At 69.6% G+C, this 12,556-nt stretch carries 10 protein-coding genes; 5 read left to right on the top strand and 5 right to left on the bottom strand.

The genetic code is table 11. The features are described from left to right. Positions 1-29: 29 nt before the first annotated feature. From ACIPUC_RS06845 to dusB, 3 genes are all read right to left on the bottom strand, one after another. Positions 30-1,070: a helix-turn-helix domain-containing protein gene (locus ACIPUC_RS06845; RefSeq protein WP_446587132.1), complete on the bottom strand. Its 1,041-nt coding sequence runs from the start codon at positions 1,068-1,070 to the stop codon at positions 30-32. 387 nt (positions 1,071-1,457) lie between these two features. After that, positions 1,458-4,166, bottom strand: coding sequence for a pyruvate, phosphate dikinase (gene ppdK, locus ACIPUC_RS06840; protein ID WP_446587131.1), 2,709 nt, complete (start codon positions 4,164-4,166; stop codon positions 1,458-1,460). Positions 4,167-4,530: 364 nt separating this feature from the next. After that, a complete protein-coding gene (gene dusB, locus ACIPUC_RS06835) occupies positions 4,531-5,691 on the bottom strand; it encodes a tRNA dihydrouridine synthase DusB (RefSeq protein WP_446587130.1) in 1,161 nt (386 codons plus the stop codon). A gap of 34 nt (positions 5,692-5,725) precedes the next feature. Here dusB and ACIPUC_RS06830 point away from each other — a divergent pair, with 34 nt between their 5' ends. Next, positions 5,726-7,192 (top strand): MFS transporter, encoded by a 1,467-nt coding sequence (locus ACIPUC_RS06830; protein ID WP_446587129.1) that lies wholly within the window; start codon positions 5,726-5,728, stop codon positions 7,190-7,192. Between the two features lie 27 nt (positions 7,193-7,219). On the opposite strand, the gene ACIPUC_RS06825 is transcribed toward ACIPUC_RS06830, so the two are convergent. Next, positions 7,220-7,675, bottom strand: coding sequence for a MarR family winged helix-turn-helix transcriptional regulator (locus ACIPUC_RS06825; RefSeq protein ID WP_446587128.1), 456 nt, complete (start codon positions 7,673-7,675; stop codon positions 7,220-7,222). Positions 7,676-7,766: 91 nt separating this feature from the next. Here ACIPUC_RS06825 and ACIPUC_RS06820 point away from each other — a divergent pair, with 91 nt between their 5' ends. The 3 genes from ACIPUC_RS06820 (at position 7,767) to ACIPUC_RS06810 (ending at position 9,823) form a co-directional block, all read left to right on the top strand. Continuing rightward, entirely contained in the window at positions 7,767-8,111 is a 345-nt protein-coding gene (locus tag ACIPUC_RS06820; protein WP_446587127.1) for a DoxX family protein, read from the top strand. A gap of 62 nt (positions 8,112-8,173) precedes the next feature. Further along, the gene (locus ACIPUC_RS06815) at positions 8,174-9,208 is read left to right on the top strand and encodes an aldo/keto reductase (RefSeq protein WP_446587126.1); all 1,035 of its coding nucleotides are present in this window, start codon (positions 8,174-8,176) and stop codon (positions 9,206-9,208) included. A 21-nt stretch (positions 9,209-9,229) separates the two neighbouring features. Continuing rightward, on the top strand, positions 9,230-9,823 hold the full coding sequence (locus tag ACIPUC_RS06810; RefSeq protein WP_446587125.1) for a TetR family transcriptional regulator: 594 nt from the start codon (positions 9,230-9,232) through the stop codon (positions 9,821-9,823). Positions 9,824-9,975: 152 nt separating this feature from the next. On the opposite strand, the gene ACIPUC_RS06805 is transcribed toward ACIPUC_RS06810, so the two are convergent. Then, entirely contained in the window at positions 9,976-11,358 is a 1,383-nt protein-coding gene (locus ACIPUC_RS06805) for a glycine--tRNA ligase (RefSeq protein WP_446587124.1), read from the bottom strand. A 155-nt stretch (positions 11,359-11,513) separates the two neighbouring features. Here ACIPUC_RS06805 and ACIPUC_RS06800 point away from each other — a divergent pair, with 155 nt between their 5' ends. Continuing rightward, entirely contained in the window at positions 11,514-12,536 is a 1,023-nt protein-coding gene (locus ACIPUC_RS06800) for a metal ABC transporter substrate-binding protein (RefSeq protein ID WP_446587123.1), read from the top strand. Positions 12,537-12,556: the final 20 nt, after the last annotated feature.

The following is a 12,556-nucleotide window of genomic DNA, read 5'->3' as shown; positions in this document are numbered from 1 at the left end:
CCCGGCGAACCGCCGGGGGCCGCGGTGTCTCACGAGGCCACGGCGCCGCCCTTGAGCAGCGCCGCTCCGAGCGGGGTCACGGTGTGCAGCACCGCGTTGCCGTGCCTCAGCGTCGTCACCAGGCCGGCCTCCCGCATCACGCAGGCGTGCTGGCTCGCCGAGGCCAGCGAGACCCCGGCCCGGCGGGCCAGTTCGCTGGTGGTGGCGCCGTCGCCGATGGCCCGCAGCACCACCGAGCGGGTGTGCCCCACCAGCTTGCCCAGCGTGCGCTGGCGCTGCTCCTCGACGTGGACGGTGCGCGCGGCCTCGCCGCCCGTGGGGGCCGAGGCCAGGTGGGAGGCGGCGGGATAGACCAGCACCGGCGGCAGCTCCGGATCGTGCAGGGTCACCGCGGTGCGCCGGCAGAAGAAGGACGGCTGGAGCAGCAGCCCGCGCCCGCGCAGCCGTACGTCCCGGTCGACCGGGTAGTCGCACTCCAGCACCGGGGCCCGCCAGCGCAGCATCGGCGGCAGCGAGGCCAGCAGTTCGTCCGCGCCCCCGTCCAGCAGGGCCCGGCCGCGTGCGGCCCGCTCGGCCTCTATCTGGGCCTGGATGTGCGTCCAGTACGGCTCCACGGCCGCCCGGTGGTAGGCGCGCAGCTCGCCCAGGAGCCTGGGCAGGTGCTTGGTGCCGCCGTCCATGAACTCCCGCAGCCGCGGCGCCATCGACGCTCCCGCACCCGCCCCGGGCCCCGCGCCCGCTGCGGACCCGGCGCCGAGCAGTGTGAGCTCGCGGCGCATCCGCTCGGGACGGATCCCGCGCAGTGCGTCGAGCGCCACGTCCCACCCGTACTGCCCCTCCACGGGGGTCAGGAAATCGGGGAAATAGCCGCGTCCCGGTATGAGCATGCCGAGCATGCGTGTTTCACCATTCAACCTGCTCCGAGTTTCCGTGCGCCATTCACCGAAGAACCGGGCATCACGCCGGTCCCTTAAGCGGTGAAAGCTGAGAATCGTTTCCCACAACGCATCGGGACGCCCTGCCATCCGTACGCGTGCCAGGTCCACTCCAGTGAAATGGATACGCAGCACCGAACCCCCACCTGTGCAACCGCAATCCCCCCGCCCCATGAGTATGCATGCCGTCACACGTGGTCACCACGCCCTTTCGGCCACAGTTGAAACCCCTTTCGGCAGGGGCGTGACAACCGAAATCCTGTACTCCGCCGGGCACACTCCGATGCGACCGAAACGCTCCGCGAAGGCCGTGGGGGGCTTTGCGGGGCCTGGCGGTCGGTCGCACCGGGAAGCGCCGACGTGCCCGGCAGAATGACAGCGGCGGTGGACGGGTGGGGATCCGTCCACCGCCTGCTGGCGTAAAGGTTTGTTGAACAGAAAAAAATAGGCGCGCCCGCCCGCGGGCAGTCAGGGAACCCGGGGGCAGGCGCGGTCTATGGGGGCCCTACTCGGGGCCGGGGATCAGCGGCTGTCGCTGCCCTTCGCCTCGGCGGCCGCGCGACCGGCCTCCAGGCGCGCCACCGGAATCCGGAAGGGCGAGCAGGAGACGTAGTCGAGGCCGACCTCGTGGAAGAAGTGGACGGACTCGGGGTCACCGCCGTGCTCGCCGCAGACGCCGAGCTTGAGGTCGGGGCGGGTGGCCCGGCCCTGCTCGACGGCGTAGCGGACCAGCGAGCCGACGCCGTCCTTGTCGATGGTCTCGAAGGGCGAGACCCCGAAGATGCCCTTCTCCAGGTACGCGGTGAAGAAGCTGGCCTCGACGTCGTCGCGGGAGAAGCCCCACACCGTCTGGGTCAGGTCGTTCGTACCGAAGGAGAAGAACTGCGCGGCCTCGGCGATCTGCCCGGCCGTCAGGGCGGCGCGCGGCAGCTCGATCATCGTGCCGATGGTCAGCTTGAGGTTCGTGCCGGTGGCGGCCTCGACCTCGGCGATGACCTGGTCGGCCTCGTCGCGGACGATCTCCAGCTCCTGGACGGTGCCCACGAGCGGGACCATGATCTCGGCGCGCGGGTCGCCCTTGGCGTTCTTGCGCTCGGCTGCCGCCTCGGCGATCGCCCGGACCTGCATCTTGAACAGGCCGGGGATGACCAGGCCGAGGCGGACACCGCGCAGGCCCAGCATCGGGTTCTGCTCGTGCAGCTTGTGGACGGCCTGGAGCAGGCGCAGGTCGTTCTCGTTGTGGTCCTTGCGGGACTCGGCGAGGGCGACGCGCACCGACAGCTCGGTGATGTCGGGCAGGAACTCGTGCAGCGGCGGGTCGAGCAGGCGGACGGTGACGGGCAGGCCGTCCATCGCCTCGAACAGCTCGACGAAGTCCTTCTTCTGCAGCGGCAGGAGGGCACTGAGTGCCTCCTCGCGCTCGCCGTCGGTGTCCGCGAGGATCAGTCGCTCCACCAGTTCACGGCGCTCGCCGAGGAACATGTGCTCGGTGCGGCACAGGCCGATGCCCTGGGCGCCGAAGCGGCGGGCGCGCGAGGCGTCCTCGGCGTTGTCGGCGTTGGCGCGCACCCGCAGGCGGCGGACGCGGTCCGCGTAGGCCATGATGCGGTGCACGGCGGCGACGAGCTCGTCGGCGTCGTCGGCGCCGGCGTGCATGCGGCCCTCGAAGTACTCGACGACCGGGGACGGTACGACGGGTACCTCGCCGAGGTAGACCTTGCCGGTGGAGCCGTCGATGGAGACGACGTCGCCCTCCTCGATCACCGTCTCGCCGACCGTCATGCGGCGGCGCTTGGTGTCGACGTCGAGCTCCTCGGCGCCGCAGACACAGGTCTTGCCCATGCCGCGGGCGACGACGGCGGCGTGCGAGGTCTTGCCGCCGCGCGAGGTCAGGATGCCCTCTGAGGCGATCATGCCGTCGAGGTCGTCCGGGTTGGTCTCGCGGCGGATCAGGATGACCTTCTCGCCGGAGCGGGACCACTTGACGGCCGTGTACGAGTCGAAGACGGCCTTGCCGACGGCCGCGCCCGGGGAGGCGGCGATGCCGCGGCCGAGCAGCGTCGTCTTCGCGTCCTCGTCGAAGCGCGGGAACATCAGCTGCGCCAGCTGCGCGCCGTTGACGCGCTGGAGGGCCTCGGCCTCGTCGATCAGACCCTGGTCCACGAGCTGGGTGGCGATCCGGAAGGCGGCACCGGCGGTGCGCTTGCCGACGCGGGTCTGGAGCATCCACAGCTGGCCGCGCTCGATGGTGAACTCGATGTCGCAGAGATCCTTGTAGTGGGTCTCCAGCGTCTCCATGATCGTCATGAGCTGGTCGTACGAGGCCTTGTCGATGGCCTCCAGGTCCGCGAGCGGCACGGTGTTGCGGATGCCCGCGACCACGTCCTCGCCCTGGGCGTTCTGGAGGTAGTCGCCGTAGACGCCCGCGTGGCCGCTGGCCGGGTCGCGGGTGAAGGCGACGCCGGTGCCCGAGTCGGGGCCGAGGTTGCCGAAGACCATGGAGCAGATGTTGACGGCGGTGCCCAGGTCGCCGGGGATGCGCTCCTGGCGGCGGTAGAGCTTGGCGCGGTCGGTGTTCCAGGAGTTGAAGACCGCCTCGACGGCGAGGTCGAGCTGCTCGCGGGCGTCCTGCGGGAACTCGCGGCCGGCCTCCTTCGCCACGATCTTCTTGAAGACCTTGACCAGCTTCTTGAGGTCGGCGGCGTCGAGGTCGGTGTCGACGGTGACCTTCTTGGCGGCCTTGGCCTCGTCGAGGGCGTCCTCGAAGAGCTCGCCCTCGACGCCGAGGACGGTCTTGCCGAACATCTGGATGAGGCGGCGGTACGAGTCCCACGCGAAGCGCTCGTTGCCGGCCTGGGTGGCGAGGCCGGTCACGGACTCGTCGGAGAGGCCGATGTTGAGGACCGTGTCCATCATGCCCGGCATGGAGAACTTGGCGCCGGAGCGGACGGAGACCAGCAGCGGGTCGTCCGACTGACCGAGCTTCTTGCCCATCTTCGTCTCGAGGGCGGCAAGGTGGGCGCTGACCTCGTCGCGGAGCTCGGCCGGGGCCGTGCCGCTGTCGAGGTAGACCTTGCAGGCCTCGGTGGTGATGGTGAAGCCGGGAGGGACCGGGAGACCCAGGTTGGTCATCTCGGCGAGGTTGGCTCCCTTGCCGCCGAGAAGGTCCTTGAGGTCGCGGTTTCCCTCGGTGAAGTCGTAGACGAACTTCTGATCTTTGTTTTCCGACACGGGTCTCGACTCCTCGAGGCTCGGTGGCTGCCCTGACGGCCAGGAACATACCCAGATCGAAGGCTTCTGGGTACGTCCACTTGGTCGTCATGAGGCTGTAACCACCCGTGCGCCAGCAGATCGAAAGTAACTCATGGGTAATCAGAAAGTACGAAGAGCCTTCACCTCCCGAAGACAGGAGGGGCTCTTGAGGCCTGAGGCCGCTCCGATGAGCGATCATCGATCCATTTGCATTCAACTCTTGAACGCACAAAGGGTGGCACCCAGTGCCACCCTTTGAAAGTCTTATCCGTGACTTCAGTGCTCATCTGAGCGAAACCCTTCCCATGCGTGGCGTATATCACGCACCACGGAGGGCGATATGTCAGCCTCCGGAGGTGTCCAGTTCCGCTTCCTCACTGACGCCCGCGCAGTCGTACGGGTCCTTCAGCCAGCCCTCCGGCAGGACAACCCGGTTGTTTCCGGACGTCCGGCCCCGCGGGCCGTCCGCGCTCTCCGGCCACGCCTGGTCCAGGTCCAGCTCGCTCAGATGAGCATCCAGTTCCGCCAGGGACGAGGTGACCGCCAGCTTCTTGCGCATCTCGGAACCCACCGAGAAGCCCTTGAGGTACCAGGCCACGTGCTTACGGAAGTCGATCACCCCGCGCGTCTCGTCGCCGATCCACTCCCCCAGCAGCTGCGCGTGCCGGTGCATGGTCCCCGCGACCTCGCGCAGCGTCGGCTTGTGGAAGTCCTCGGGGCGGCCCTCGAAGGCCGCCACCAGGTCGTTGAACAGCCACGGCCGCCCCAGGCAGCCCCGGCCGACGACCACGCCGTCGCAGCCTGTCTCGCGGACCATCCGCAGCGCGTCCTCGGCGCACCAGATGTCGCCGTTGCCGAGGACCGGGATCTCCGGCACGTGCTCCTTGAGCCGCGCGATGGCCTCCCAGTCGGCGGTCCCGCCGTAGTGCTGGGCGGTGGTGCGCCCGTGCAGGGCTATGGCCGTGACCCCCTCCTCGACGGCGATCCGGCCGGCGTCGAGGTAGGTGAGGTGGTCGTCGTCGATGCCCTTGCGCATCTTCATCGTCACCGGGAGGTCGCCGGCGCCGCCCACGGCCTCGCGCAGGATGGCGCGCAGCAGGTTCCGCTTGTACGGGAGCGCGGAGCCGCCGCCCTTGCGGGTCACCTTGGGGACCGGGCAGCCGAAGTTGAGGTCGATGTGGTCGGCGCGGTCCTCCTCGACGATCATGCGGACCGCCTTGCCGACGGTCACCGGGTCGACTCCGTACAGCTGGATCGAGCGGGGCTTCTCGGTCTCGTCGAAGTGGATCAGCTGCATGGTCTTCTCGTTGCGCTCGACCAGGGCGCGGGTCGTGATCATCTCGCTCACGAACAGCCCCTTGCCGCCCGAGAACTCCCGGCAGAGGGTACGGAACGGGGCATTGGTGATGCCGGCCATCGGCGCGAGCACCACCGGCGGCTGCACGGTGTACGGGCCGATCGCGAGAGGCTGAGGGAGCGTGGTCATCCGCCTATTGTCCCGCATGCCGGGGCGGTGGGGCCGACGTACCATCGGGCGCATGATCGAGCCGAGTCAGCCGAGCCGCCGGCAGCGCACGCTCGTCCTGGCGATCTGTTGCACGAGCCTCCTGATCGTGAGCCTCGACAACACCGTCCTCAACGTCGCGCTGCCGTCGATGCGCAAGGATCTGGACGCGTCGGTCGCGGGGATGCAGTGGACGATCGACGCCTACACGCTCGTCCTGGCCTCGCTGCTGATGCTGGCGGGCTCCACGGCGGACCGGATCGGCCGCCGCAAGGTGTTCGTCGCAGGCCTGGTGCTCTTCACCGTCGGCTCGCTGCTGTGCTCGCTCGCCCCCACCCTCGACTGGCTCATCGCCTACCGGATGGTGCAGGCGGTCGGCGGGGCGATGCTCAACCCGGTGGCCATGTCGATCATCACCAACACCTTCACCGATCCCGCCGAGCGCGCGCGGGCCATCGGGGTGTGGGGCGCGGTCGCGGGCATCTCCATGGCCGCGGGCCCGCTGATCGGCGGCCTGCTGGTGGACTCGGTGGGCTGGCGCTCCATCTTCTGGGTGAACCTGCCGGTCGGCCTGGTCGCCCTCGCCCTGACCCTGCGCCACGTCCCCGAGTCCCGTGCCGCCCGGCCGCGCCGCGTGGACCCGGTCGGGCAGCTCCTGGTCATGGCCCTGCTGGGCAGTCTGACGTACGGGATCATCGAGGCGCCGGCCGCGGGCTGGCGCTCCCCGCTGATCTTGGGCTGCGCCCTGGTGGCCGTCGCCTCGCTGATGGGGCTGCTGCGTTACGAGCCCCGGCGCGAGGAGCCCCTGATCGATTTCCGGTTCTTCCGGAGCGCGCCCTTCAGCGGGGCCACGGTGATCGCCGTGAGCGCCTTCGCCGGGATGGCCGGGTTCCTCTTCCTGAACACCCTGTACCTGCAGGACGTGCGGGGGCTGGACGCGCTGCACGCCGGGCTCTACATGCTGCCGATGGCCGCGCTGACCATGCTCGTCGCGCCGCTGTCGGGCCGGCTGGTGGGCAGCCGGGGGCCGCGGCTGCCGCTGCTGATCGCCGGCGTCGCGATGGCGGCGAGCGGACTGGTCTTCGCCGCCTTCCGCGGCGAGACGTCCACCGCGCTGATGTTCACCGGGTACGTGCTGTTCGGGCTCGGCTTCGGCATGGTGAACGCGCCGATCACCAATACGGCGGTCTCCGGGATGCCGCGCTCCCAGGCGGGGGTCGCCGCGGCCATCGCCTCCACCAGCCGGCAGACCGGGAGCACCCTCGGTGTCGCCGTCGTGGGCGCGGTCCTGGCTGCAGGTCTGGCGCGTGGTTCCGACTTCTCCGGGGCGGCCGCCCCGGCCTGGTGGATCATCACGGCCTGCGGGCTGCTGGTGCTGTTGGTGGGCGCGGCGACGAACGGCCAGTGGGCCCGCGCGACGGCGGACCGCACGGCCCGCACCCTGGACCCGGCGGCCTCCGCCGCTCCCGCGGGGCCGCGGGAGCCGGAGCCCGGCCGCTGAGCGACCCGGGCGGCGGGCTGCTCGCCGCTACTCGTCGCAGGTGACGTCCGTCCCGTGGGTGTCGATGCGTGCCAGCAGGGCGCGCAGGGTCTCCTGATCGGCAGCCGAGAGGTCCGCGAAGAGGCCCTGCTCGACCTCGTCGAGCGCCGCGTTCGTCTTGCCCAGGGCGGTGGATCCGGCGGTCGTGATGGCCACGTTGTGGCGGCGCCGGTCGGCCGGGTCCCGGCGGCGTTCGGCCAGGCCGTCGCCTTCCAGGTCGTTCAGGATCCCGACGAGCACGCTCGGGTCCACCTCCAGGCGCTCGGCGAGCGCCCGCTGGCTGATGGGGCCGTCCTCCAGGTGCATCAGCGTCATCGCGTGGCGCGGGGTGAGTCCGGCCGTGCTGAGCGCCTTCTTCATCCGGGTCTGGGTGACCGACCCGTGCCAGGCCAGCAGCAGGCCCAGCCGCTGCGGAGGGTGCGATCCGTCCTGATCTGCCGTCATGGTCCACATCGTAGCAATCCGGAAATGATTGCGTGGGGCATATCGTTGATGCTATTCAATGATTGAGCATCCCCGACTGTTGGAGTAATCCATGTTCATCGCCTATGCCGTCGTCGGCGGCCTGCTGGCCCTGGTCCTGACCGCGTCCGCCACCTTCACGCTCCAGCGCAACGACCAGATCGTCGCCGGCATGCGGAAGGTCCAGGTCCCGGACTCGTGGCTGCCACGACTGGCCACCCTCAAGGCCGCGGGCGCGATCGGCCTGGTCGCGGGCCTGTGGTTCACGCCGCTCGGCATCGCGGCCGCCACCGGCGTGACCCTCTACTTCATCGGCGCGGTCATCAGCCACCTGCGGGTCAAGGACTACGAGCTCGCGCCGGCCGCCGCGCTCGCCGTGATCGGGGCCGCCGCCCTGGTCCTGCGGGTGCTGTCGTAGCCCTCACCCACTGACGAGTGACAGATATTGAAATCTGTCACTCGTCATGTCATTCTCGTTTCATGACGAAGAACGAGAGCACCCACGAGAACCCCGCCCGCCGCCGGCTCGGCACCACCGGACCGTCCGTCTTTCCGCTCGGGCTCGGCTGCATGGGGATGTCCGCCCTCTACGGGGAGGCCGACCGCGCCGAGTCCATCGCCACCCTGCACGCCGCCCTGGACGCAGGCGTCACGCTGCTCGACACCGGCGACTTCTACGGCATGGGGCACAACGAACTGCTGATCAACGAGGCCCTGCGCACCGCGCCCGCCGCGGCTCGCGAGCGGGCGCTGACCAGCGTCAAGTTCGGCGCCCTGCGCACGGTCGAGGGCGGCTTCACCGGCTACGACGGGCGGCCCGAGGCCGTCAGGAACTTCCTGGCCTACTCGCTCCAGCGGCTCGGCCGGGACCACATCGACATCTACCGCATCGCGCGTGTGGACCCGGACGTCCCGATCGAGGAGACCGTCGGAGCCATCGCCGAGGCGGTCGAGGCCGGGCACGTGCGCCACATCGGCCTCTCCGAAGTCGGCGCGGACACCCTGCGCCGGGCCGCGGCCGTCGCCCCCATCGCCGATCTGCAGATCGAGTACTCGCTCATCTCCCGCGGCATCGAGGACGAGATCCTTCCGGCTGCCCGGGAGCTCGGGATAGGTGTCACGGCGTACGGGGTCCTGTCCCGCGGCCTGATCAGCGGCCACTTCACCCGCGACCGCGCACTGGCCCCGGGCGACTTCCGCGGGATGAGCCCCCGCTTCCAGGAGGGCAACCTCGACCGCAACCTCGATCTGGTCGAGGCCCTGCGCAAGGTGGCGGAGGGCAAGGGTGTGAGCGTGGCGCAGACCGCCATCGCCTGGGTGCTGTCGCGCGGCGAGGACATCGTGCCGCTGGTCGGCGCGCGGCGCCGGGACCGGCTGGCCGAGGCACTGGGTGCCATCGACATCACGCTGAGCACCGCCGATCTGGCCGCCATCGAGGAGGCCGTGCCCGCCGGCGCCGCGGCGGGCGAGCGGTATCCGGCGGCCCAGATGGCCCACCTCGACAGCGAACACTGAGCTGGCGGTACGGTCGTACCCATGCCCCCCGCTGCTGCCGAGCCCCTGACACCCGAGCGCATCCTCGAAACCACCGAGGACGTGCTGCGCCGCTTCGGGCCCACCAAGGCGACGGTGGTGGACGTGGCCCGTGCGCTGGGCGTCAGCCACGGCAGCGTCTACCGGCACTTCCCGTCGAAGGCGGCGCTGCGCGAGGCCGTCACGGACCGCTGGCTCGCCAAGAGCGTCGTCGCCCTCGAGGAGATCGCCTCGGCGCCGGCCGGGAGCGCGCCCTCCAAGCTGGAGGCGTGGCTGGAGGCACTCTTCGAGTCCAAGCGCCACAAGGCCGGCGACGACCCTGAGCTGTTCGCCACGTACATCGTGCTGCTGGCCGAGAACAGCGGTGTCGTGGACCGGCATCTGACCGAGCTGATCGACCAGTTGGCCCGGATCATCGCCGAGGGAGTCGCGGCGGGCACGCTCGCCGCCGACGATGTGCCGGCCGCCGCCCGTGCGGTCTTCGACGCCACCGGCCGCTTCCACGATCCGCAGTACGCGGCCGACTGGCTCTCGCCCACGATCTTCACCGAGTTCGAGGCGGTCACCACGCTGATCATCCGGGGCCTGCGCGCCTGAGCGTTCCCTCCGTCCGGAGGGACCACCCGCTACGGAAAGCGGTCGCAGGCCGAGGGCGGAGGCTCGCCGGCGGCCTGAGGCCGGCGGAAAGACCGGTGGCCCGGTGCGCACTTCGCGCACCGGGCCAACGGTCCTTCACGTCCGAGGCGGACCTAGCAGCCGAGCAGGCGGCTGCCGAGGTAGCTCTGGATCTGGTCCAGGGAGACGCGCTCCTGCTTCATGGTGTCGCGCTCGCGCACGGTCACCGCGTTGTCGTCCAGGGTGTCGAAGTCGACGGTGACGCAGAACGGCGTGCCGATCTCGTCCTGGCGGCGGTAGCGGCGGCCGATGGCGCCCGCGTCGTCGAACTCGATGTTCCAGTTCTTGCGCAGGTCGGCGGCGAGGCCCTTGGCCTTCGGCGACAGCTGCGCGTTGCGGGACAGCGGGAGCACGGCGACCTTGATCGGGGCGAGGCGCGGGTCGAGGCGCATCACGGTGCGCTTCTCCATGACGCCCTTGGCGTTCGGGGCCTCGTCCTCGATGTACGCGTCGAGCATGAAGGCGAGCATGGCGCGGTTGACACCGGCCGCCGGCTCGATGACGTACGGGGTGTAGCGCTCACCGGCCTCCTGGTCGAAGTAGGTGAGGTCCTGGCCGGAGGCGGCGGAGTGGGCCTTGAGGTCGAAGTCGGTGCGGTTGGCGATGCCTTCGAGCTCGGAGAACTCGCTGCCGCCGAAGTTGAAGCGGTACTCGATGTCGGCGGTGCGCTTCGAGTAGTGGGACAGCTTCTCCTTCGGGTGGTCGTACCAGCGGATGTTCTCCTCGCGGATGCCGAGGTCGCGGTACCAGTTCCACCGCTCCTGCATCCAGTACTCCTGCCACTGCTCGTCCTCGCCCGGCTTGACGAAGAACTCCATCTCCATCTGCTCGAACTCGCGCGTGCGGAAGATGAAGTTGCCGGGGGTGATCTCGTTGCGGAAGGACTTGCCCATCTGCGCGATGCCGAAGGGGGGCTTCTTGCGCGAGGAGGTCTGCACGAGGGCGAAGTTGGTGAAGATGCCCTGGGCGGTCTCGGGGCGCAGGAACGCCTTGGAGCCGGTGTCCTGGGTCGGGCCGAGGTGGGTCTCCAGCATGCCGGAGAACTGCTTGGGCTCGGTGAACTGGCCCTTCACGCCGCAGTTGGGGCAGTTGATGTCGGCGAGACCGTTGGCGGGCACGCGGCCGTGCTTGGCCTCGTACGCCTCTTCCAGGTGGTCCGCGCGGTGACGCTTGTGACACGAGGTGCACTCGGTCAGCGGGTCGGAGAAGGTCGCGACGTGGCCGGAGGCCACCCAGACCTCGGGGGCCAGGATCACGGACGAGTCGATTCCGACGATGTCCTCGCGCCCGGTGACCATCGCCTTCCACCACTGGCGCTTGATGTTCTCCTTGAGCTCGACACCGAGCGGGCCGTAGTCCCAGGCAGCCCTGGAGCCGCCGTAGATCTCACTGCACGGGTAAACGAAGCCACGGCGCTTGCTCAGGCTGACGATGGTTTCGATCTTGTCGGCGGCCACGGTGCTCTCTTCATTACGAGGACGAACGGCGAAGCCTTTAGGTTACCGGCGCCCGCACCCCCCCTTTCAAATCGGATCCCCCTCCCCGGGCCCGCCCGCACCTCTCCCACCTGGGTTTTTGACAACCGTTTCCATTTTTGATGAAAATGGATGTCATGAACGTACGACGACTCATACCCGCCGCCGCCCTCACCGGAGCCGTCGCCCTCGGCGCCACGGCTCTCACCGCCTGCTCCGGAGCCGGCGCCGCCGCGTCCGGCAGCAAGGACGGCAAGCTCGGCGTGACCGCGTCGTTCTACCCGATGCAGTTCCTCGCCGAGCAGATCGGCAAGGACCACGTGAAGGTCGACACCCTGACCAAGCCCGGTGTCGAGCCGCACGACCTGGAGATCACCCCCAAGCAGACCGCGCAGCTCGGCGAAGCCGATGTGGTCCTCTACCTCAAGAGCCTCCAGCCCGCCGTCGACAAGGCCGTCGCCCAGTCCGGCGTGAAGAACGTCGTCGACGCCGCCACCCTCACCAAGCTGGAATCGCACGGCGCCTCCGGCCACGAGGGCGAGGCGGGCCACGCGGAGGAAGGCCACTCCGAGGAGGGCCACTCCGAGGAGGAGCACGCCAAGGAGGCCGAAGCGGGCCACGGCCACGAGGGCGAGGCCGGCGCGGACCCGCACGTCTGGCTCGACCCCGCCAAGTACGCGGAGGTCGCCAAGGGCGTCGGCGCGGCCCTGGAGAAGGCCGACCCCGACCACGCCGCGGACTACAAGAAGAACACCGACGAGCTCGTCGGCAAGCTGACCGCGCTCGACACCGAGTTCAAGGGCGGCCTGGCCAACACGGCCACCAAGACCTTCATCACCACGCACTCCGCCTTCGGCTACCTCGCCGAGCGCTACGGCCTGGACCAGGAGGGCATCTCCGGCCTCGACCCCGAGTCCGAGCCCAGCCCGGCCCGGGTCAAGGAGATCCAGGAGATCGCGAAGAAGGAGAATGTCTCCACGGTGTTCTTCGAGACGCTGGCCAGCGACAAGACGGCCAAGACCCTCGCCTCGGACACCGGTCTGAAGACCGACGTCCTCGACCCGCTCGAGGGAATCACCGACAAGTCCCAGGGCGCTGACTACTTCGAGGTCATGCGGTCCAACCTGAAGAACCTCCAGAAGGCGCTCGGAGCCAAGTAGATGACAGCAGCAGTTGCGGA

The organism is Streptomyces sp. LARHCF249, assembly GCF_052871255.1.
The sequence above is the reverse complement of the archived record's forward strand: the minus strand, read 5'-3'. Positions and strand labels throughout refer to the sequence as shown.

Coding starts and splice junctions, on each gene's coding strand:
- dusB (WP_446587130.1), bottom strand. CDS start 5,691: ATGCGGGACAATAGGCGGATGACCACGCTCCCTCAGCCTCTCGCGATC.
- ACIPUC_RS06830 (WP_446587129.1), top strand. CDS start 5,726: ATGATCGAGCCGAGTCAGCCGAGCCGCCGGCAGCGCACGCTCGTCCTG.
- ACIPUC_RS06825 (WP_446587128.1), bottom strand. CDS start 7,675: ATGACGGCAGATCAGGACGGATCGCACCCTCCGCAGCGGCTGGGCCTG.
- ACIPUC_RS06820 (WP_446587127.1), top strand. CDS start 7,767: ATGTTCATCGCCTATGCCGTCGTCGGCGGCCTGCTGGCCCTGGTCCTG.
- ACIPUC_RS06815 (WP_446587126.1), top strand. CDS start 8,174: ATGACGAAGAACGAGAGCACCCACGAGAACCCCGCCCGCCGCCGGCTC.
- ACIPUC_RS06810 (WP_446587125.1), top strand. CDS start 9,230: ATGCCCCCCGCTGCTGCCGAGCCCCTGACACCCGAGCGCATCCTCGAA.
- ACIPUC_RS06800 (WP_446587123.1), top strand. CDS start 11,514: ATGAACGTACGACGACTCATACCCGCCGCCGCCCTCACCGGAGCCGTC.